Origin of the sequence: Beduini sp., from assembly GCF_047239305.1 — a bacterium.
Taxonomy (GTDB): Bacteria; Bacillota_I; Bacilli_A; order Erysipelotrichales; family Coprobacillaceae; genus Beduini.
Genome location: NZ_JBKTEM010000015.1, coordinates 1 through 20,272, shown reverse-complemented (window position 1 = coordinate 20,272; position 20,272 = coordinate 1). Strand labels below are relative to the sequence as shown.

The 20,272-nt window shown below is 35.6% G+C and carries 22 protein-coding genes; 19 read left to right on the top strand and 3 right to left on the bottom strand.

Features of this window, described 5'->3' with window-relative positions:
• The first annotated feature begins 18 nt into the window (after positions 1 to 18).
• The gene (locus ACLRVU_RS13895) at positions 19 to 972 is read left to right on the top strand and encodes a DUF3991 domain-containing protein (protein WP_008816968.1); all 954 of its coding nucleotides are present in this window, start codon (positions 19 to 21) and stop codon (positions 970 to 972) included.
• A gap of 86 nt (positions 973 to 1,058) precedes the next feature.
• On the opposite strand, the gene ACLRVU_RS13890 is transcribed toward ACLRVU_RS13895, so the two are convergent.
• Positions 1,059 to 1,271 carry a helix-turn-helix domain-containing protein gene (locus ACLRVU_RS13890; protein WP_008816967.1) on the bottom strand — a complete coding sequence of 71 codons (213 nt, stop codon included), beginning with the start codon at positions 1,269 to 1,271 and terminating at the stop codon, positions 1,059 to 1,061.
• A 600-nt stretch (positions 1,272 to 1,871) separates the two neighbouring features.
• Between ACLRVU_RS13890 and ACLRVU_RS13885 the strand changes: the two genes are divergently transcribed.
• The 16 genes from ACLRVU_RS13885 (at position 1,872) to ACLRVU_RS13810 (ending at position 16,487) form a co-directional block, all read left to right on the top strand.
• Positions 1,872 to 2,072 carry a hypothetical protein gene (locus ACLRVU_RS13885; RefSeq protein WP_008816963.1) on the top strand — a complete coding sequence of 67 codons (201 nt, stop codon included), beginning with the start codon at positions 1,872 to 1,874 and terminating at the stop codon, positions 2,070 to 2,072.
• A complete protein-coding gene (locus ACLRVU_RS13880) occupies positions 2,069 to 2,710 on the top strand; it encodes a hypothetical protein (RefSeq protein ID WP_008816962.1) in 642 nt (213 codons plus the stop codon). The genes ACLRVU_RS13885 and ACLRVU_RS13880 overlap by 4 nt, the downstream gene beginning before the upstream one ends.
• 227 nt (positions 2,711 to 2,937) lie before the next feature.
• The gene (locus ACLRVU_RS13875; RefSeq protein ID WP_008816961.1) at positions 2,938 to 3,705 is read left to right on the top strand and encodes a DUF6602 domain-containing protein; all 768 of its coding nucleotides are present in this window, start codon (positions 2,938 to 2,940) and stop codon (positions 3,703 to 3,705) included.
• A gap of 183 nt (positions 3,706 to 3,888) precedes the next feature.
• Entirely contained in the window at positions 3,889 to 4,350 is a 462-nt protein-coding gene (tnpA, locus tag ACLRVU_RS13870) for an IS200/IS605 family transposase (protein WP_008816099.1), read from the top strand.
• Positions 4,351 to 4,498: 148 nt separating this feature from the next.
• Positions 4,499 to 4,840, top strand: coding sequence for a plasmid mobilization protein (locus ACLRVU_RS13865; protein WP_008816960.1), 342 nt, complete (start codon positions 4,499 to 4,501; stop codon positions 4,838 to 4,840).
• Positions 4,827 to 6,215: a relaxase/mobilization nuclease domain-containing protein gene (locus tag ACLRVU_RS13860; protein WP_008816959.1), complete on the top strand. Its 1,389-nt coding sequence runs from the start codon at positions 4,827 to 4,829 to the stop codon at positions 6,213 to 6,215. The genes ACLRVU_RS13865 and ACLRVU_RS13860 overlap by 14 nt, the downstream gene beginning before the upstream one ends.
• Positions 6,157 to 6,939, top strand: coding sequence for a PcfB family protein (locus ACLRVU_RS13855; protein WP_008816958.1), 783 nt, complete (start codon positions 6,157 to 6,159; stop codon positions 6,937 to 6,939). Before ACLRVU_RS13860 ends, ACLRVU_RS13855 begins: the two co-directional genes overlap by 59 nt.
• Positions 6,936 to 7,859 (top strand): hypothetical protein, encoded by a 924-nt coding sequence (locus ACLRVU_RS13850; protein ID WP_008816957.1) that lies wholly within the window; start codon positions 6,936 to 6,938, stop codon positions 7,857 to 7,859. The genes ACLRVU_RS13855 and ACLRVU_RS13850 overlap by 4 nt, the downstream gene beginning before the upstream one ends.
• Before the next feature lie 184 nt (positions 7,860 to 8,043).
• Positions 8,044 to 9,828 (top strand): VirD4-like conjugal transfer protein, CD1115 family, encoded by a 1,785-nt coding sequence (locus ACLRVU_RS13845; RefSeq protein ID WP_008816956.1) that lies wholly within the window; start codon positions 8,044 to 8,046, stop codon positions 9,826 to 9,828.
• 90 nt (positions 9,829 to 9,918) lie between these two features.
• Positions 9,919 to 10,233 carry a TrbC/VirB2 family protein gene (locus tag ACLRVU_RS13840; protein ID WP_008816955.1) on the top strand — a complete coding sequence of 105 codons (315 nt, stop codon included), beginning with the start codon at positions 9,919 to 9,921 and terminating at the stop codon, positions 10,231 to 10,233.
• A 38-nt stretch (positions 10,234 to 10,271) separates the two neighbouring features.
• Positions 10,272 to 11,102, top strand: a complete 831-nt coding sequence (locus ACLRVU_RS13835; protein ID WP_257321173.1) for a hypothetical protein — start codon at positions 10,272 to 10,274, stop codon at positions 11,100 to 11,102.
• 14 nt (positions 11,103 to 11,116) lie between these two features.
• The gene (locus ACLRVU_RS13830; RefSeq protein WP_008816953.1) at positions 11,117 to 12,067 is read left to right on the top strand and encodes a hypothetical protein; all 951 of its coding nucleotides are present in this window, start codon (positions 11,117 to 11,119) and stop codon (positions 12,065 to 12,067) included.
• Between the two features lie 18 nt (positions 12,068 to 12,085).
• Positions 12,086 to 13,024: a hypothetical protein gene (locus ACLRVU_RS13825; protein ID WP_008816952.1), complete on the top strand. Its 939-nt coding sequence runs from the start codon at positions 12,086 to 12,088 to the stop codon at positions 13,022 to 13,024.
• A gap of 6 nt (positions 13,025 to 13,030) precedes the next feature.
• Positions 13,031 to 13,426 (top strand): PrgI family protein, encoded by a 396-nt coding sequence (locus ACLRVU_RS13820; RefSeq protein ID WP_008816951.1) that lies wholly within the window; start codon positions 13,031 to 13,033, stop codon positions 13,424 to 13,426.
• Entirely contained in the window at positions 13,389 to 15,719 is a 2,331-nt protein-coding gene (locus ACLRVU_RS13815) for a VirB4-like conjugal transfer ATPase, CD1110 family (protein ID WP_008816950.1), read from the top strand. Before ACLRVU_RS13820 ends, ACLRVU_RS13815 begins: the two co-directional genes overlap by 38 nt.
• Positions 15,720 to 15,725: 6 nt before the next feature.
• Positions 15,726 to 16,487, top strand: coding sequence for a DUF6674 family protein (locus ACLRVU_RS13810; RefSeq protein ID WP_008816949.1), 762 nt, complete (start codon positions 15,726 to 15,728; stop codon positions 16,485 to 16,487).
• A 24-nt stretch (positions 16,488 to 16,511) separates the two neighbouring features.
• On the opposite strand, the gene ACLRVU_RS13805 is transcribed toward ACLRVU_RS13810, so the two are convergent.
• Positions 16,512 to 16,865, bottom strand: a complete 354-nt coding sequence (locus ACLRVU_RS13805) for a hypothetical protein (RefSeq protein WP_008816948.1) — start codon at positions 16,863 to 16,865, stop codon at positions 16,512 to 16,514.
• Between the two features lie 105 nt (positions 16,866 to 16,970).
• Between ACLRVU_RS13805 and ACLRVU_RS13800 the strand changes: the two genes are divergently transcribed.
• Positions 16,971 to 17,363, top strand: coding sequence for a DUF6075 family protein (locus tag ACLRVU_RS13800; protein ID WP_008816947.1), 393 nt, complete (start codon positions 16,971 to 16,973; stop codon positions 17,361 to 17,363).
• Positions 17,364 to 17,366: 3 nt separating this feature from the next.
• Positions 17,367 to 19,049, top strand: coding sequence for a lysozyme family protein (locus ACLRVU_RS13795; protein ID WP_008816946.1), 1,683 nt, complete (start codon positions 17,367 to 17,369; stop codon positions 19,047 to 19,049).
• A 15-nt stretch (positions 19,050 to 19,064) separates the two neighbouring features.
• On the opposite strand, the gene ACLRVU_RS13790 is transcribed toward ACLRVU_RS13795, so the two are convergent.
• Positions 19,065 to 19,379 (bottom strand): hypothetical protein, encoded by a 315-nt coding sequence (locus ACLRVU_RS13790; RefSeq protein ID WP_008816945.1) that lies wholly within the window; start codon positions 19,377 to 19,379, stop codon positions 19,065 to 19,067.
• Positions 19,380 to 20,272 lie beyond the last annotated feature (893 nt).

Below are 20,272 nucleotides of genomic sequence, written 5' to 3'. Positions count from 1 at the left end.
TTGAAATGAGGTGTTAATATGGGAAAGAAAATCCCCGAAAGTGATATGAAAAGAATTAGAGAGTTGGACTTACTGACTTACTTTAAAAATTATGAACCGCATGATCTTGTGAGAAATGGACATGTGGATTACACAACAAAATCTCATACATCACTGCATATGTCGCATGGATTATGGATGCACTGGTCATCAGGGATCGGTGGTAAAACAGCACTCGATTTCTTAATTAAAATTGAGAATATGAGTTTTCGGGATGCAGCAATGCATATTAAAAATCTGATAGACTTAAAGGAACCTGTGCAACACAATCAAAGAGAAAGACAGACAAAGAAACTGCGTCTGCCTTATCCTGCTGAAAATGATAATGATGCAATAGCTTATCTAATAAATAAGCGCTGCATTGATAAAAACATTGTGAACTACTGTCAAGAACAACGTTTATTTTATCAGGAATCTAAAGAGCATTGCATCGTCTTTGTAGGATACGATGAGAACCACTATCCTCGTTTTGCATGTAAAAGATCATTGGATAATGATATGAAAAAGGATGTCTGGGGCAGTGACAAAAGTTATGGATTTTCAATTACCAATGACAGTAATACTTCCCTGCACGTTTTTGAATCAGCGATTGATTTGCTGTCATATATGACGTTATCAAAGCAGAATCACAAGGATTACAAATTGGATAATTATCTTGCAATTTCTGGAGCCTCTACTTTGGTAAAGGATAGAAATCTTGAAGAATCTACAATTCCAATAGCATTAAAATCATTCTTAGAAAGGAATCTTCAAATCAAAGAATTACATCTGCATTTGGATAATGATAAAGCTGGTTACGATACAACGAGAAAAATTATTTTTCATCTACAAGATCAATATAACATTTTTGATGACAGTCCCAGACATGCAAAGGACATTAATTTGATATTACAGAATCAAGTTAAGAAAAGAAAATATAATTTAGAACGATAACAATAGTTCTAAGTCATTCATAGCTAATGTTTTTTATACAGTTTAAAGCGATTATTTATAGAAAAAAAGATAGCCTTAACTATCTTTCAAAAGGAATTATCATCTGGAAAATGTTCCATGATTTCTTCTATTTTGCAATTTAAGATATTGCATAATTTATCAATCGTGTTTACTTCAACATTATGATTTTTTCTTAATCTATTCAACTGAGAGCGATTTACATTATAATGTGTATAAAGATCATATTGAGATATACCCTTTGCTTTCATCGTTTGCCATAATCTATCATACTTTATCATTATTGTCACTCCAGTCTCCATCGTATAATTGCATTATAAATATTATTACGATAATATTGAATTACTGATAGTGTTCGCGTAAGAACACTATTTGATGCGAGGAGGTTTAATTATGGCTGAGAAAAATGTAGAATTTAAAGAATTAATTTACGATTTAATGAATGGTATGATGGAACTGAATGAGGCTCCAAGCGAATTGAGGTGCTATAGAAAATGAATTTGAAATTGGCAAAGTATGTGAAGAAGCGTATCAGAACATATATGATGCATATCATCATATATGTGAAAAATTTTGTATTAGTGAGGATAAAGATGTAGAAACCATCTTAACAAATTATTCGTTGATCACTAGATTTTTGAGTATGAAAATGTATGATTATGGATCACTATTTTTGCATGATGAAAATATCAAAGAAGTGATAAAGTTTTATAGAGAATTATCAGATGTAAAGAAGATAAGGTATATGGAGCTTATAGATATATTAAAAAAAGCTTTGAGTAATTTAGATTGATTATTGTATTATCTGAAGTAACAAATAAGTAATAAAGATGTGATTTAAAATAAACAGTTTCTTTTATATCTAAGGAGGATTATGTAGCATGTACAAGAAAATTGAAAAGGAAATACAGAAATTAGAACAACAAAAAACTTTGAAAATAGAGAAAAGAAATGAGTTAGACTGTGAAGTTAATCAGCTTAACTCTAAGCTGAAAGATTTAAATAATCTTAAAAATAAGTATCAGAAACTTGAGCAAAGTACAGATGATTTCTTTGAAAAACAGGAAGGAAAAAGTAAATGAAGCGTTATGATGTTGAGATTACTGAGATTCGGCAGGCTGTTATTCCTATTGAAGCTACATCAAAAAACTTTGCTGAACAGCAGGCAATGGAATTGGTAGATTCTGGAGAATTTCAATTTCAAAAGAGTGATTGGTATAAGATGGAATATCGTGCAACTGATAAAGGTCGTATACCTCAAAAGGAATTAGAATACTTCAGTGATGGTGTTTCGTTAAAGGAAATGGAAGATAGAATGATATATACAACTGATTATGAAAAAGGAAATCATGGTGGTTGTATCATGATTTTTAGCAAAGAAGGAAGTAAAATCTGGGCAGCCGAGGCACTGATGATTGAAAATGATATTGAAAATAAATTTGATTTTAAAAATTATTATGTCGTTGATTGTTGTTATCGAGTTATGGATTTTAAGTATGTAAATTATATGGATACACAACAGTATTCTCAATCATTAGAAAGACTGCAGGAGTTATATATTCATGAAGATATGCAAGGTATAAAAACAGGTTTTTACTCAGTGTCAGCGGATTTAAACTTCTATAAAATCAACATAGATCGCTTAGAAATCATGCACCAGCAGGAAATGAAGAACAAACAAAAAGGAAAGGAACAGCCTACGCAGGAATTGCCATTTTAGGATAGATGCGATTTGGATATAGGGCGAAACAATAAAATGTTTTGCTCTTTTTATATTATTTTAGAACTATTCAAATCTTTGAGTGTACCTTTATGTCTTGTACTGCAGCAAGCACTGAATTTGGCTACCCACAAATTCGCTTGTTAGGGTATACCCTAAGACCCATGCTTTAAAGTATGATCTATATTTGATATGATGTATTATATATCAAGAAAGGATGAGAGAATATGAATCAAGAAGAAAGTATAAGGTTACCTATACTTGTGCATAAAAGATGGTTTGAAAAAATTATAGCTGAATTAGATCTTATCACAAGCATACATCATAATGGAGAGAGAGGGAGAGAATGCGAAGAAGTTGTAAAGAATTTTCTAAAGGATTATATTCCTGATAAATTTACTATTGCATCTGGTTTTGTATACACAGAATCAAGTATAAGTAATCAATGTGATATTATGATATATGATTCATTTAATTATCCGGTATTGTTTTCCGGTTATGCAAATAAAATTATTTATCATGAAAGTCTAAAAGCAAATATTGAATGTTCTACTTTGTTGTCAAAAGATAAAATTAAGAATGATAACTTGAAGTTTACAAATCTCCAAAATGCTTTTAACAGAGATGAAAAATTAAAAAGTACCCTAAATTATAAAGCTCCTTTAAAAGTGATGTTCACATATAAATCAAATATATCTAGTAAAGAAAAAGTTCTGGAAATTCTAAATGATTTAGAAGAAAAAAATATAGACATGCTTTTTTGCGCACAATATGGTTTGTTTTTAAAATCGGAAAATAAGTATATTTCTTTTCTGAATGATGATAATTTTCATGGAGAAACGGAACATGATTTCAACCTATCTTTGGAAGAACAAGCATTTCAGATATTTTTAGCTCAACTCCTAGAACGGTTGGATTCAGAATATGAATACGAAAAATTGGGATTAACTATGAAATTTATGCGAGCTGCTAATCACGTTGATTATAAAGAATAGAATATTATATTTCAAAGACTTGTTTATTTTTATGAACAAGTTTTATTGTAACAAGAAAACCACCTGTTATACAGGTGGTTCTAAAAAGCTTAAGCTATAAGAAAAGTAACAAAAAAAAGAAAACCTCCGATATAATGTAAGTGGCTTGGCGGTCACAACAAAATAAAGGAGGTACCATAAAATATGGATACAGAAAGTTTAGCACACACAAAATGGAATTGCAATTATCACATCGTTTTCGCGCCTAAGTATAGAAGGCAAGTAATATATGGAAAATTGAAAAAAGATATAGGAAAAATACTAAGAGATTTATGCGCGCGAAAAGGTGTTGAGATAATTGAGGCGGAATTATGCAATGATCATGTGCACATGTTGGTAAAGATTCCACCCAAAATGAGTATCTCGTCATTTATGGGATATCTGAAGGGAAAGAGCACATTGATGATATTCGAGAGACATGCGAATTTGAAATATAAATACGGGCAACGTAAATTTTGGTGTCGGGGCTACTATGTCGATACAGTGGGAAAAAATAAAAAAGTAATAGAAGAATACATAAGGAATCAAATTTACGAGGACAAAATGTATGATCAAATGAGCATGAAGGAATTTGTAGACCCATTCACAGGTGAAAAAATAAAATAGAGGACCCCTTTAAGGGGTACAAGTAGCAGAGTGCAACCGTCAAGTCTTTCTCACCGTACCTTTAGGTGTAGCAGGGAAAGGAGCCTTATAGGCTCAGAGAAAACTACCAGTTATACTGGTAGTTTTATTTTGTATTGGAGAGTTATTTATGAGAAAAAGAAATATTAGATTGATGATTCGCTTAAATGAAAAAGAAAATATATTGCTGATTGATAAAGTAAGAAAATCTGGATTATCAAAAGAGGCATATATTAGATACTTAATAAGTGGTTATATCCCTATGGAAAAACCATCACAGGATTTCTTTGATATGATAGATCAATTAAGGCGAATTGGTAATAACATTAATCAATTAGTGATGATTGCTCATAAAACAGGTAGTATAGATATCGCTCGCTATAAAAGAGATATTGCCGAATTGAATAAGAATATTCTTGAGATTAGAGAAAAGGTTTTGCTGCCAGAGGAGAATAGTGATGGCAACAACTAGAATATGGGATGTCAAAGACAATTTGAAACGTGTGCTTGACTATATTTCCAATCCAGATAAAACAACTGTCAGTGAAAGTGATTATCATTATAATGGATTGAGTCAAGTCATCAATTATACCACTCAAGATCTTAAGACTGAAAAGCAATTATATGTCAGTGGTATCAACTGTACAATGGCAACTGCACTCAAGGATATGATGATTACAAAGAAAGCTTATCATAAAACAGAAGGTATCCTTGCCTATCATGCTTACCAGTCATTTGCCCCTGGAGAAGTTGATGCAGAAACAGCACACCAAATAGGTATTGAATTAGCACAGGCGATGTGGGGGAATCGCTTTGAGGTACTGGTATCAACACATCTTGATAAAAAACATTATCATAATCATTTCGTGATTAACTCTGTTTCATTTAAGGATGGACTGAAATACTATGATAATAAGGAAAATTATAAAAAGATTCGCAAGTTGTCAGATGATTTGTGTCGTAAGTATCAGTTGAGTGTCATTGAGAACCCAAAAAAGAAGTCTATGCATTATGCAGAATGGCAGGCTGAAAAGCAACAAAGACCAACTTGGAGAAGTGCTATAAGGGAAGATGTCAATTATGCTATCAATAGGTCAATGACGATGAAACAGTTCTTCCAATGCCTAGAAGCACAGGGATATGAAATTAAATATGGTAAGCATATTGCAGTAAGACCACCAACAAAGGAACGTTTTGTCAGGTTAAGGAGTTTAAGTAACGATGGTTACTTTACTGAGGAAAATATCAAGGAATTGATATTGGAAAATTCCACTATCAAGTGGGAATTAATTCAAAAGGATACTAAGACACCACATTATTATTATAAAGGGGATATAAAGAAGGCACGGAAACTCACAGGTTTTCGTGCTTTGTATTTTCACTACATGTATAAAATGGGGATACTCCCAAAAAATGCACCTAATAAAAAGAGGGTGCATTTTTTATTCAAGGAGGATTTACGTTATATGGATCGTATTACAGAAGAAACTACTCTACTCTGTAAAAAGAAAATCAATACGTTGGATGATCTTGATTGCCATGAGCATAGTGTCCAAGATCGTCTGGAAAGTCTGATTAAAGAAAGACGATGTGTTTATAACAAGATTCGGCGCTGTCGCAATCTGGACAGCAAAGATAAACTACAGCAGGATGTTGCAGTTCTATCAGCTGAGATCAAATTACTACGTAAGGAGGTGGTGCTCTATGAGAGTATCCGACATCGCTCGGTAGCGATGAAACAGAATTTACAGGTTGTAAAAGAACAAGAACGAAAGGAGCGTGAGGAAAATGAACGCAGGCGGAGAAACAGCCGATCAGGTCGTGAGAATGTCCCTTCAGGGGATTGAAGTTGCGGCAAATATTGCCCTCAAGATTGGAGGTGCAGCTACAAAGTCTTTAGCAGCTACACTGTATGCAATGCTAAATGATAAGAAGAAAGTAAAAGGAGCGGCACGATTAAATTCTATGCTGCAGTCTGGTAAAGAACTCAAAGTTTTTGCGATTCGTCATGAAGATCTAAAGACATTCTGTCAGGAGGCAAAGCGTTACGGTGTGCTGTATTCCGTACTGAAAGAAAAGAACAATACGGATGGAATCTGTGACATTATGGTACGAGCAGAAGATGCATCAAAAATCAGTCGTATCGTTGATAAATTTGAACTTGCTACGATTGATACCAAGGCGATGCGTGAATCTATTCTATCTGAAAGAGAAAATCAGCCATTGAAAGATGTTCCGGTTATGTCAGCAGAAGAACATGACGATTTGATTGATTCCCTTATGTCATCTACTAAGCAAGAAGAAAAGTCATTTGCTGAAAACCCCACAATCGCTCGGACACAGAAAACGAGCGACGTTCCGTCCGAGCATATCTCAAAGAGAGCAAACGTCGCAGAGGATACTTCTGAACGACCATCTGTCAGACAGGAATTGAAACAAATTAAAAGTGAACGTGAATTGCGTATTGAGAAAAACAAACAGCGCAGTAAGGCACGAGGTCAGTCATTCAGTAAAAATCCAAACAGTAATCACAAGAAAAGAAAATCTAAGAAAAAGGAGAAGTCATTATGAGTGAATTATACGATGTATTTAACGAAGGCAAGGCAGAAAGTACAAAAAAGGAATGGACTCCAAAGCTTCCTAAAGAGGAATATGCAAAAAGGATGCAGGAATGGAGAACCGCCCTCTTCTCAATGGCAAATGAGCAGACTTTAAAAGCGATAGAATCTCCGGAAAATTATAAGTGCTATTTTGATCTGATGGTACGACTTGATTATCAGGTAACCAACACGCTGCTTGTTATGGCGCAATACCCTGATGCACAGCTGTTGAAAGAAGGTATCAAGTGGAGAGAAAACAATAAGTTTATTCGCAATGATGAAAAAGATAAAGGGATTCAGATTCTCGAACCCGGCTCTGAGTATATGCGACGTGATGGTACGGTAGGTGTAAACTACAATCCGAAGTACGTTTATGATATATCACAACTGAACGGTAAAGCAATCACAATTCCTGCTCCTAACTACAGCAATAAGGAAATCATTAGTGCCCTGATGCATGGAACAACAATCAAACCTGAAATAGTTACTGCTGAATCAGACTTGCCTAGTCCTGTTTATTATGCAGATGATGCAAAGAAGATTTATGTAAAAGCAGGTCTTGAACCGCAAGAGATGATGACGGGTCTAGTCAAAGAATACTGTACAGTGGAATGTCTGAAATCTGGTATCAGCAGAGAGGATAGTCAATTCATGGTTGCTAGTGCCTCTTATATCATTTGCCAGAAGTATGGTATCAAAGGATGTGATGAATCCTTTATCCAGCATGCTGGTGAGTATTTTGAAGGCTTGGATCAGCGTGAGGTCAAGGGTGAACTGGAAGATATCAAAGGGCTGTATAAAAGTGTATCAGATCGTATGGAACATGGTATCTATGCAAAGCAGCAGGAGCATATGGATAAGCAGAATGAACATTCTGATGTGTCCAGATAACAGCATATGAAAGAACAGTTTTATGATATCACAGTTACTGATACAGAAAGACGGATCATATTAAATGCCCTCAATCATTTAAGGTCACGACAGATTGAGGAAAAGAAAAGCTATGACTTCATAGACGATTTGATTCTAAGGGCTTGTGATGCTCCTGTCTCAAAAGGAAAGGTAAAGCGTGCATATGAAGAGAGATAGAAAAGAAGATTATATCTTTCTTGGATTCCTTGTGATACCGGTAATATGGGGAGCATTGCTATTTGCTCCCTACATGAAAAAAGGATTGTTCTTTGCATTATCAAACTTGAATGATGCAATCAACGATCCTTTTCATATTGTCTGGGTTTCTGATACACCCAGAACGATTCTGATTTTTGTACTTGCCTATTTGATAGGCATCGGTATTTATATCAGCAGTATAAAAAACTATCGAAGAAAAGAAGAGTATGGATCAGCAAAATGGGGAGATAATTCCAAAATCAATAAAAAATATACGTCCACAAAGTTATTAGAAAACAAGCTGCTTACGCAGAGTGTACGTATTGGATTGGATGGTAAAAAGCATCGAAGAAATCTCAATACGATTGTCCTTGGTGGAAGTGGTGCCGGTAAGACAAGATTTTACGTAAAGCCTAATATCCTGCAATGCAATACCTCATTTGTAATCTTAGATCCAAAGGGGGAAATCTTGCGTGATACGGGTTATCTTTTAGAAAAAGAAGGTTATGTCATCAAGGTCATAGATCTTATTAACATGTCAAAATCTCATTGCTATAATCCATTTGCTTATATCAAGGATGATAAAGATGTCTTAAAGTTGATTACGAATTTAATTCGTAATACAACGCCTAAAGGGTCGCAAACGAACGATCCTTTCTGGGAGAAATCAGAAACTGCATTGCTAGAGGCGTTGTGTCTTTATCTGATACATGAAGCACCAGAGGAAGAACAAAACTTCACAATGGTCATGGAAATGATTGCATCCGCTGATGTAAAAGAAGATGATGAGGAATACCAAAGTCCATTGGATGAATTGTTTGATAGGCTGGAAATGCGAAAACCTGACAGTTTAGCACTCAAGCAGTATAAGATTTATAAACAGGCAGCTGGAAAGACTGCAAAATCTATTCTTATTTCTGTTGGTGTACGACTTGCTGCTTTCAACTTAGACAGTATTGCCGGTATTACATCCTGTGACGAATTAGAACTGGATCAGGTTGGAGAACGTAAAACAGCTATTTACTGTGTGATTCCTGATAATGACAGTACCTTTAATTTCCTAATTGGTATGCTATACACCCAGTTATTTCAGATGCTGTACTTTCAGGCAGATATCGTTCATGGCGGAGAACTTCCTATTCCAGTACATTTCCTAATGGATGAATTTGCGAACGTCGCATTGCCGGATGACTTTGACAAGTTATTATCTACGATGCGATCACGATTGATTTTTGTATCTATCATCATTCAAAATCTAGCGCAGATCAAAGCATTGTATAAAGATGCTTGGGAAAGTATTGTCGGGAATTGTGATACTCTCCTCTACTTAGGAGGAAATGAACAGAGCACCCACAAATTTATGTCAGAGTATCTTGGAAAGGAAACACTAGATACGAATACTTTTGGTAAAAGCAGTGGACATAACGGCAACTACTCTACCAATTATCAACAAGCTGGTCGAGAACTGCTTACACCGGATGAAGTGCGGCTTTTGGATAATGACTATTGTTTATTATTCCTGCGTGGAGAACGACCGATTTTTGATAAAAAATACGATTTGTTGAAACATCCTAATATCAAAGCAACTAGGGATGGTGGAACAAAATGTTATCCTCACGGTGTTATACATCACGCCATAGAAGATTGGCAAAACATCCCACTGAGCAATAGTGAATACGAATTGCTTAGTGAAGAAGATTTAGAAGAGTATTTCAGTACTTTTGAAATGGAACAGAAAGAATCTTTATAGACTGTCCTCTGTTCTACGTTTGACAGGAGTGTAGCGAGATTTTTTTATTTCGCAGCACTCCTGATTTCATATGAAGGAGATAATGAAAAAATGAAACTTTTAAAATTGAATAAGAAAACGAGATTTCTGTTTGTCGCATATTGCGTCATGGTTGTATGTTTCTGTTTTGCTACACCGGTTCACGCAGATGGTGACCCGATTCAGGTCGTAAATAACCTGTCTGATTTCATTTTTGGATTGATCCGTGCCATTGGTATGATCTTGCTGGGCTTTGGTGTTGTGCAAGTCGGTTTATCCCTAAAGAGTCATGATCCATCGCAAAGAGCAAATGGCTTTTTGACAGTTGCGGGAGGTATCGTCATAACGTTTGCTAAGGAAATTCTCAACATCATTGTAGGAGGATAATTCTATGGATGGGAAAACAAAACAAGGAGGTGTAGGATTTGGATGGAATCATTGACAATTTACGGAACGCCATTGAAACGTGGAATGAAAAACTGGCAGAGATATGGCTGTTATTAACACAATCTCCAGAAGATTTTAAGGGCGGTGGTATATGGAAGATTATTGAGAAGATTCATGGAGCTTTGCTTGCTATTGGTATTGCACTACTGGTTCTATTCTTTGTTGTGGCAGTTGTAAAGACCTGTACTTCTTATCAGGATATCAAGCGACCAGAACATGCCCTTAAACTGTTTATCCGATTTGCGATTGCTAGAGGTCTTGTCGTATATGGCATGGAGCTAATGAAAGCCATTTTTACCATCGTACAAGGTATCACATCGACGATCATGACAACAGTCGGTGTAGGAACAGCAACCAATACGACGATACCCAAAGAAATCATAGACGCAGTTGACGATTGTGGCTTTTTGGAAAGTATCCCATTATGGGCAGTAACCCTGCTCGGGGGGATATTTATTACGGTATTGTCGTTTGTGATGATTTTAACAGTTTATGGGCGCTTTTTTAAGATTTATATGTATACGGCGATTGCTCCAATTCCACTATCAACATCTGCCGGAGAATCTACGCAGCATATAGCTGTCACATTCACGAAATCCTATGCAGGAGTATGTCTTGAGGGTTCTATCATTGTGCTGGCATGTATCATCTTTTCAGCTTTTGCCGCCTCTCCGCCTGTGGTTGATCCAAGTGCTAGTGCAGTGAGTATGGTTTGGAGTTATGTTGGTGAATTGATCTTTAATATGCTTATTTTGGTTGGTACGGTCAAAATATCGGATCGTATTGTTAAGGAAATGATGGGACTATAAGGAGGTGGAGACAAATGGAAGAAAGACTAATCAATAAAAGAATCAAAGAGGTAATGGATGAATATCCATTTAAAAAGCCTCCTTTGATTGGTGTCTATGGTGTTGATAATGAAAATATCAAAGTTGCCTATCTATATGAAAAGGACAAGGAAAAACTGGGGACGAATATGAATGACATGACGTATCATGGCTTTAAACCCGTTGATCATGTGTATAATATCTTGGCAAAAGGTTATAAGCCATTTTATATCTCAGACTATGTACATGTAGAATGCTGGAAAGAAACAGAGAGAGCCTTTGAAAATTTAGACGATATGTATCTTGAACAATATCATCATGGCAGACGTATTTATTTTGAATATTGTAAAGAGCATGGTATAGATGCTCCATATATTCAAAAGTTGACAGGTGATAAAGAATTCTGTTCTGCAGAACGCTGTTTAAAAAACTTTGAAAAGCAATTATCAAAACAAGTCGATGAAAAAATGAAGAAGTGTGGGCATATCGAAGCTGTAACACTTAAGAATTATGAATATCTTCTAAATGAGCCTTTTTACAATGATCTTGCATTAGGTTATACACTAGAGGATGAGAGTGGAACGATTTCCTTTTTCCCATACGATTCATCATCTATGGTCTTGATACGAGACGAAAAGTATCCCTTTATCAGAGATTTACAAGATTGGGGATTTGATTTTGAAACAGATTTATTCAATGTACTGCAGTCAGGTGCAACTATTCGATTTATGTCACTGGAGACGCACGAGAATATCATAGCTGAACTGGAAATAGTATCAAAAGCAGAATATGATTCGAAAACACAGGAAGGAATCAAGAAATATTTAAAATACTGTAAGAAAAGCCATATTCATGTCTATCTACCAGAGGAGTCAAAAGTCAAATTAAAAAATCTTTTTCAAACTTATGAAATATCAAAATCAGGTCGTGCGGAGCATGAACGTTAGAAAAGGAGATAATAGAGAATGAAAATAGATTTGTTGAAAGAAGCAGAAACGATTTTGCGAGAAGGAGAAGATACCAGGGACTACAAAGTCCTTTTCATTTTAGAACCTACCTTGGTTTTGAATGATAATTATTATGAACGAGTAATGATGGAGGAATACATGAATCACGAGCCGGTATGTTTTGCGGCAAAATCCAGCGATGAAATTACAAGTATTGCTATTACAGATCGAAGGACTGATTATGTTGCTCCTTGGGCGTTTAATTTAGGTAATGAATTTATGAATCTTATACAAATGCAGTATGAGATAAAAGCAATGACACCAGAAGGACATTACAGTATGTGGCGTTACATTGCAGGTAAGAATGATATTCATGCGGTTATGGGAGTAAAAGTATATATGGATTATTGCCAAGAACATGGTGTTACGAGAAATTGGCTGCAAAGGCAGATGCCATATATTGAAATTCCAGACATTTTTGATGTTAAGTCATGGAAACCTTATGTTAAAAATTCACGTTATTATTTGGATCACTCTTGCCTTGAACATGGAGAAAATTATGTACCTATCTGTATTTTAGATAAGTTTTACCCAGAGAATACAGATGTCTTTACAGTAGCAACCAATGGCAAGGAACTTGTGACCTTTCATCCCAAAGATTTTTCTATCAGTCGTGAATACGCAATACAACTTGCAGATGGTGAATTTCATGAGATGTTCATAGATAAGCTGAAAGATAATTTTCATATCGATCATTTGGAAATGCCGGCACATGTCATGCTTTGGAATATCCTTCCCAAGTATTATCCAAAGCCAACGAATGAAATCAGGATCTATCTCAGTCATTGTAAAGTCGAGGGTATAACAGCAGATAAGCTACATGAAGAGAGTCGTATGCACGTACCGGATATCATGAAGTTTTACAGCAAACCAAGATATAAAACACAGGAAAGGTAAGATAAAATGGAAGTAAAAATCAATAAGGAAATCAGAGAATACACTGAGAGTATTTTCTTTGGATTATCTGTTCGGCAATGCTTTTTTTCAGTCATAGCTTGTGTTGTTGCAGTTATTCTGTACTTTGTTTTTATTGACAAGTTAGGGATAGAGTTGACCAGTTGGCTGTGTATGCTGGGCGCTGCACCGTTCGCGATGTTAGGATTTGTGAAATATCAGGGTATGAATGCAGAGCAGGTTGTCATTACCGCAATCCGCTCTTTTTTGTTAAAACAGCGTCAGCTCATATTCCAGCCTGTCAATATATATTACGAGTGTTTGAAAGATAACATTGAACGTCATTTGAAGGAGGACTTAAAGAAAAATGATAAAGGGTTACGAACGATTAAGAAAGCAAAATAAAAATAAGCTGAGGATTCCTAAAAAGGCTCAGGATATTGTTGAAGCGGATACCGTCTACAAGGATGGTATTTTTAAATTAGGCAATCGTTACAGTATGACATATCGGTTTAAGGATGTGAATTATTCCATTGCCTCAAAAGATGAAAAAATCAATATCTTTCTAGATTATTCAGAATTGCTGAACTCGTTGGACAGCTCAACAATGTCCAAAATCACAATCAATAATCGAAAGATCAACATCAAAGATTTCAAAAGTGAGATACTGATACCATATCAGAATGATGGATTGAATAAATATCGTGAAGAATACAATCAGATGTTGCTAGACAAGGTATCCGGATCAGAAGATATTCTGCAAGAGAAGTACCTTACTGTCACAATTTTCAAAAACAATTATGAAGAAGCAAAGAATTTCTTTAACCGAACCACAGTAGAATTATCTTCCCATTTCGCTAAATTAGGTTCATCGTGTGAGAGCATGGATGCAATAGAACGTTTAAAGGTTCTTCATGATTTTTTCCGGAGCGGTGAGGAAGAATTTATCAACTTTGATCTGAATAATTCCATGAAAAAAGGACACAGTTTCAAGGATGCTATCTGTCCAAAGGCACCAATATTTGAGCATAAGTATTTCAAGATTGGTGATAAATTTGGACGTGTCTTATATCTGAGTGATTACGCACGCTATATCAAGGACAGTTTTGTATCTGAGGTATGTTCGCTCAATAAAAATTTGATGTTTTCTATTGATATCGTAACAGTGCAGACAGATGAAGCGGTTAAGGAAGTAGAAAATCGCTTGTTGGGGGTAGAAACAAATATCACCAATTGGCAGAGAAAGCAAAACAACAACAACAACTTCAGTGCGGTCATTCCTTACGATATGGAGCAGCAGAGGCATGAGGCAAAAGAATTCTTAGATGACCTGACAGTACGTGACCAGAGAATGATGTTTGGTACGATTACATTGGTGCATTTAGCAGATAGCTTGGAAGAACTTGATACAGATACAGAAACATTGATGGCAGTCGCAAGAAAGTATATGTGCGAGCTTACGACATTGGCTTTTGCGAGCCGGCAGCTGGATGGTTTAAATACAGCACTGCCCTTAGGCATCAATAAGTTGAATATCGTCAGAACACTGCTTACAGAGAGCGCTGCAGTGTTCATACCTTTCCGAGCGCAGGATATCATGGATAAAAAAGGCATCTGGTTTGGTCAACATGCCATTACTAACAATTTGATTCTTTGTAATAAGGAAAACCTTTTAAATCCAAATGCTTTTCAGTTGGGCGTACCTGGTTCCGGAAAGTCTTTTCTAACCAAGGAACAGATTGTATTCATTGCACTCTCAACCAATGACGATATTCTAATATGTGATCCGGAATCGGAATATACTGCCCTCATTGAAGAACTGAATGGAGAAGTCATTCATATTTCTGCGGGCAGTAAAGATCATATCAATGCAATGGACATGGTTGAAGGATACGGAGATACTGGTAATCCGGTTGGCGATAAATCTCAATTTGTGATGTCTTTATTTGAGCAGTTGGATCGAGATGGTATCAAGCCAGTGGATAGAAGCATCATCGACCGTTGCGTTGCCTTGGTATATTCAGACTATAAACGACGTGGTCCGGTTCCTACACTAAATGTGTTGAGAAAGAAACTGTTGGAACAGCCAGAACTGGAGGCACGCAGTCTTGCCCTGAAACTCGAATTGTTTACAGATGGAAGTCTTGACGCATTCGCACATGAAACGAATGTGGATGTAGAAAACCGCATTATTTCCTATGATATTTTTAATTTAGGAAAACAACTGAAAACGATGGGGCTATTGGTCATTACAGATGCAATGATCAATCGGGTCAATGATAACTGGCGTAAGGGCAAACGAACGCATATTTTTCTGGATGAATTCCATGTCGTCTTTGAGAATGAAGAGAGTGCATCATTCTTTAACTCGGCTTGGCGACAATTCCGTAAACGTGATGCCTTTCCAACAGGCATCACGCAAAATGTGGAGTATCTATTAGACAGTACGCAAGCCAGTACAATGATCAGCAACTCCGAATTTGTCGTTATGCTGAATCAGTCCTATCAGGATCGAGAGAAGCTGGCAAAGCTACTGAATATTTCCGAAGAACAACTTTCTTATATTACGAATGCTCAATCTGGATGTGGACTTATCAAATATGGTGGTTCCCTTGTCCCGTTCGTAAATAAGTTTCCAAAAGATACAAAACTATATCAGCTTATGACAACAAAACCAAAAGATAGAGAGGATGTGTAATCGCACATGGAAAAACAATTACCCGCAATTTCAATGCAAAATGAGCCCATCGTTCAGGAGTATTTAAAAGCACTTATGCAGGGTGGCAAAAACAAAGAAGTAAAAGAAACCAAAGAACTTTTAGAATATTTAGATACCATGGATCAAAAATTCACAGAACTGATTCAGGAAGTCACAAGTTTAAAGGAAACGATCCAGACTTTACAGAATCCGGAAACAAGATCTCGCCTCACTGTAATTACAGATAAACTGGAACTTGCGGTCAATCATACAAGAGAATTATTTGAGAAAACAAAGAACTCATTTAGAACTGCCGTCAAGCAGTCTGTAGATGAATTCAAAAGCAAAGGAAAACATGCTGTAATCAAGACGGTAGATACACTGCACTTTAAACAGGCATTACAGCATATTGGACATTCCCTCGCAGTTGCAAATGGAGTTGTAGGAGCATTCAATAGCAAAGTAACAGAAATTACTGCACAATCAAGAAATATCAAGCATAACTTTAAAAATATCGGTCGTATCATGATGGGCAAGGATGCTGTTCCCTTTCAAAGTGATACGCAAAAGCTGAACGTGTTACAACATGCCGGAATAGGCTTATACAAAAAAATTGAGGCATTATATCAGAAAACACAATCAGCTTATAAGAAACTGGATGGATTGGATAAGAGTTCTGTTAAAAAAGATTTGAAGCAGATTGGAGAAAGTAAAACGAATGATGCAGCGTTCCTTGAAAAGGCGCTGCCCAAAGATAAAGATAGATAATAAAATAACTCCTGATGTGATGATTCAGCAGGAGTTATCTTCTTTTATTTGATGTAGCAGCTGCATGATTTGTTCAACCGTTAAATCGGGATGTTTTGTTCGTGTTATCTCTATGCCAAGTTGAATACCAGTAAGGAAATAGTATTTGAAATCTTCATACTGATACAATGCCAAAAGATGAAACATCGCATCATTGAAATCGTTGAGCAATCCAATAGCTTCTTTGGCCGGAAGAACTTTAATCAAAGAACTATGGATTTGCAATAAAAGCTGTTCATGATGATCAGAGCGTTTTTTATATTCAGCAGTATCTTCGATTTTATTGTTTTCCCTATTCACAAAATGTTCATCATAAAATGATTTTAAAAATTTATCCATGTAAATTCCACCTTCTTTCGCACTCATTATAGGAGCCTTAGAACCTATAAACAAATGTGCGATTTTTTTAATTGCAAAATTGACATATGAAAGGAAGTGTTCTATATGCAATTACGATTTAAAGATTCTCAACACGAAAAGTTTTTCCTAGACTGTATGGCACATTCGAAAAGGGATGATAGTTATCACAGAGCGATATTCTATACATTAGGAATCAATCCTGATACAAGAGCAAATATTCAAACGATATTTGATTTTAAAAATGACCGAATCAAACCAAAAGGATTAGAAGGTAGCTGGCAGACAAGCGGTTCCATTAAGGCAACACTTTTTGCTTTTAACATGTGGAATGGATATACTGATGAAAAGCTCCCATCCACTCCTTATGATCTGTTCTGTTGTGAATCAGCTCCCTACTTTTTTGAGGCGATAAAATTAAAATATCCTGAATATTGTCCTCCTGAACATAGAAAAACTGTGAAGCATGATGCTAGATAATTTATGAAAGATATCAAAGTAAAAGAAACCAAGCAGGATATCAATTCTCTTGATAAAAATAAAACTCTGCAACACTTTACCAAAGAGAAGAATGTAAAAGAAAAATCAAATCAATCACAACAAGATTCAGCTAATATTTCAGACCCTAGCAAAAAGGCAACGAATACAGTTGTAGGTAGAGAAAAGAAAACCGCTGCTGAAAGCGTATATATGGCCAAGCAGTATGCAAAGAAGATAAAAAGGAAACAAGCGGATATCAAGAATAAGAGGTTGATTGATGAGTCCTTTAAATCTGGTGCTGATATTAAAGAAAAACAAGCTGATATAAAAAATGGAAAAAGCAATGATTCTCATTTGATCAAGACAAAAGAAAAAGATGCTGCTGCGAATAGAACCACATCTAGGCTTAAATCTGATGCAAAGAAAACATCTTCAATTCGATCGGATAAGCAGCCGGATCGTAAAATAAAAATAAAGTCAGCAAAAGGGTCATCAAAACAAGTGAAATTCAGACCTGTAAACAAGAATGACTATCAATCGAAGATGCACTTTTTTCATATCCACAAGCATAAGCAGAAAGTGAAAAAAGCGCAGCAAAACAGCAGTAGAATAAAAAAAGGAATTGGTCATCTAGGCAACGGAATCAAGAACACCTTTAAGGTAGTCAAGGTTGCAGTAACTAGCGTGCAGAATATTCTGAGTATCGGTGGTACATTTATCTTGCTGGTTGTCTTGGCACTGTTTTTTGGTGTGTTCTCTGCTCTAGCTGATGACAGCAGTGTCAATAGTGCATTGCTGTCTGTCAGCCCAGAGGTTCTTGCATATTCCGATACTGTATCAAAATATGCAAAGAAATACGACATCGAGGATTATGTAGGAGTAATCAATGCTGTCATGATGCAGGAAAGTGGTGGTCAAGGTAGTGATCCTATGCAGTCAAGCGAATGTGAGTATAATACGAAGTATCCGAATGAACCAAATGGTATTACTGATTCAGAATATTCTATAGAAGTAGGTATTCATTATTTATCAGATACGATAAGACTTGCAAAAGTAAAAAATCCATCAGATATCAATCATCTTTCTCTTGCACTGCAGGCATATAATTTTGGCAAAGGCTACATTGATTGGGTGAATGTGAATTTTGGTAGTTATACACGAGCCAATGCCAAGGTGTATAGTGACCAGAAAAAAGCAGAACTCAAGACAGATGTTTATGGTGACCCACAATATGTGCCGCATGTTATGCAGTATTACCATATTGGTAATCATGATGTTGTACAGATTGCACAATCGCAGATTGGCAATATTGGCGGGCGTCCGTATTGGAGCTGGTATGGTTTCAACAGTCGTGTGGAATGGTGCGCCTGTTTTGTAAGTTGGGTTATGAATGAAGCAGGCTTAATCGAGGATGGTACTGTTCCTAAATTTGCCTACTGCCCAACAGGGATTCAATGGTTCAAGCAACATGATCAATGGCAAGGCAGACAATATACACCAGCATCGGGAGATGTCATCTTTTTTGACTGGCAAAATGATGGAATCAGTGACCATGTAGGCATCGTTGAAAAAGTAGAAAATGGCACTGTTTATACGATTGAAGGCAATAGTACAAATGATGAATGTAGGCAAAATAGTTATCGGGTTGGTAGTATTTATATTGCAGGTTATGGTATTACAAAATAAGGAATAGAGCGAGCTCTACTCCTTATTTTTTTTTGATTCATCCATTTCATTGAGACTATGTAATTCTCTAAGTATTTCGTTGCTCAAACTGTTGCTAAAATAATTAAGTTTCTGATAATCATCTTTCATAAAAATTATTGAAGCTGCCTCAACAAAGTGATTATAACATTCCGTTAAATCTTTAGATAAATTTTGTAACAAAGGTGCAACCTCAGTTAAAGCTACATTGTCATCAGTACCAGCCGCAAAACTTACAAACATCAAACACTTTACTAATTCTGAAAATTCATCAAGCATTTTTCCATACAAATATTCATAATCATTTTTCATATCATATCCTCCCGACTTAAAAATATCATTTTATTGCTATTTAGTCATTTGTGCAAATTATAGATTCACAGATTTGACATTTTAGAATAAGTGCTTTTTTCCTTTAAATTTATCTGATACGTTGACTAAAGTATAAACAAAGGTCAGCAAACGTACCGGCCTTTGTTTTTTTCTATTTCTTCTCTTTCTATATCCAATAAAGCTTTATCATTAAGGTCGTTTAATTAGAATGATACTGAAAAAGCTATAAATATAGACAACCATCTCCTCTGTTCACATTACAGTGCAAAAAATTGCACGATAGCTTTATGAATATAGACCATGATACTCTTATTTATTACGAATTTTCTATTAATAGTGGAGCATCCATTCTTTTGCATAACACCATTTTAATTAAATTCAGCTTTTCGTTAAATAATCTAATTATGCTTTGAAATTCACTTTATCGCTAATACTTAGACTCTTCTTGCGGGTTGGATGAAATTAAAAATACATTCTTCAGAGCAAGGATTTGATTGCTTTTGCTGAAACATAAAAAAAGCATTATGGTATCTTAAAAAGAATATTTAAATTGTGTGTGGGTGAAACAAGGCATGGAAAAATGTTGGGGACAGCTAAATCATTCAACGCTCATATATTTAAACTGAATTGGGGAATCCTACGACTGCTCACGATTAGCAGTCTTTTTTCATTTGTATTATAATAATCATAACGGAGTCAGAGAAAATAAAAAGAAGAGACGACCTTTGCACAGTCACCAATCTCTTCCTACTCTCTTGAGTAATTTTATGATACTATATTTCTCACAGAAATTCAAACATATTTCTCATCTTTCTGAATCTGCTGAAGTGAAAAGTTAAATTCCACTTTCAAAGTAGCTAAGTAGAAAAGAC

Coding starts and splice junctions, on each gene's coding strand:
- ACLRVU_RS13820 (WP_008816951.1), top strand. CDS start 13,031: ATGGAAGTAAAAATCAATAAGGAAATCAGAGAATACACTGAGAGTATT.
- ACLRVU_RS13810 (WP_008816949.1), top strand. CDS start 15,726: ATGGAAAAACAATTACCCGCAATTTCAATGCAAAATGAGCCCATCGTT.
- ACLRVU_RS13860 (WP_008816959.1), top strand. CDS start 4,827: ATGGCAACAACTAGAATATGGGATGTCAAAGACAATTTGAAACGTGTG.
- ACLRVU_RS13830 (WP_008816953.1), top strand. CDS start 11,117: ATGGAAGAAAGACTAATCAATAAAAGAATCAAAGAGGTAATGGATGAA.
- ACLRVU_RS13840 (WP_008816955.1), top strand. CDS start 9,919: ATGAAACTTTTAAAATTGAATAAGAAAACGAGATTTCTGTTTGTCGCA.
- ACLRVU_RS13865 (WP_008816960.1), top strand. CDS start 4,499: ATGAGAAAAAGAAATATTAGATTGATGATTCGCTTAAATGAAAAAGAA.
- ACLRVU_RS13875 (WP_008816961.1), top strand. CDS start 2,938: ATGAATCAAGAAGAAAGTATAAGGTTACCTATACTTGTGCATAAAAGA.
- ACLRVU_RS13790 (WP_008816945.1), bottom strand. CDS start 19,379: ATGAAAAATGATTATGAATATTTGTATGGAAAAATGCTTGATGAATTT.
- ACLRVU_RS13825 (WP_008816952.1), top strand. CDS start 12,086: ATGAAAATAGATTTGTTGAAAGAAGCAGAAACGATTTTGCGAGAAGGA.
- ACLRVU_RS13805 (WP_008816948.1), bottom strand. CDS start 16,865: ATGGATAAATTTTTAAAATCATTTTATGATGAACATTTTGTGAATAGG.
- ACLRVU_RS13795 (WP_008816946.1), top strand. CDS start 17,367: ATGAAAGATATCAAAGTAAAAGAAACCAAGCAGGATATCAATTCTCTT.
- ACLRVU_RS13845 (WP_008816956.1), top strand. CDS start 8,044: ATGAAGAGAGATAGAAAAGAAGATTATATCTTTCTTGGATTCCTTGTG.
- ACLRVU_RS13890 (WP_008816967.1), bottom strand. CDS start 1,271: ATGATAAAGTATGATAGATTATGGCAAACGATGAAAGCAAAGGGTATA.
- ACLRVU_RS13850 (WP_008816957.1), top strand. CDS start 6,936: ATGAGTGAATTATACGATGTATTTAACGAAGGCAAGGCAGAAAGTACA.
- ACLRVU_RS13895 (WP_008816968.1), top strand. CDS start 19: ATGGGAAAGAAAATCCCCGAAAGTGATATGAAAAGAATTAGAGAGTTG.
- ACLRVU_RS13855 (WP_008816958.1), top strand. CDS start 6,157: ATGAACGCAGGCGGAGAAACAGCCGATCAGGTCGTGAGAATGTCCCTT.
- ACLRVU_RS13885 (WP_008816963.1), top strand. CDS start 1,872: ATGTACAAGAAAATTGAAAAGGAAATACAGAAATTAGAACAACAAAAA.
- ACLRVU_RS13815 (WP_008816950.1), top strand. CDS start 13,389: ATGATAAAGGGTTACGAACGATTAAGAAAGCAAAATAAAAATAAGCTG.
- ACLRVU_RS13800 (WP_008816947.1), top strand. CDS start 16,971: ATGCAATTACGATTTAAAGATTCTCAACACGAAAAGTTTTTCCTAGAC.
- tnpA (WP_008816099.1), top strand. CDS start 3,889: ATGGATACAGAAAGTTTAGCACACACAAAATGGAATTGCAATTATCAC.
- ACLRVU_RS13880 (WP_008816962.1), top strand. CDS start 2,069: ATGAAGCGTTATGATGTTGAGATTACTGAGATTCGGCAGGCTGTTATT.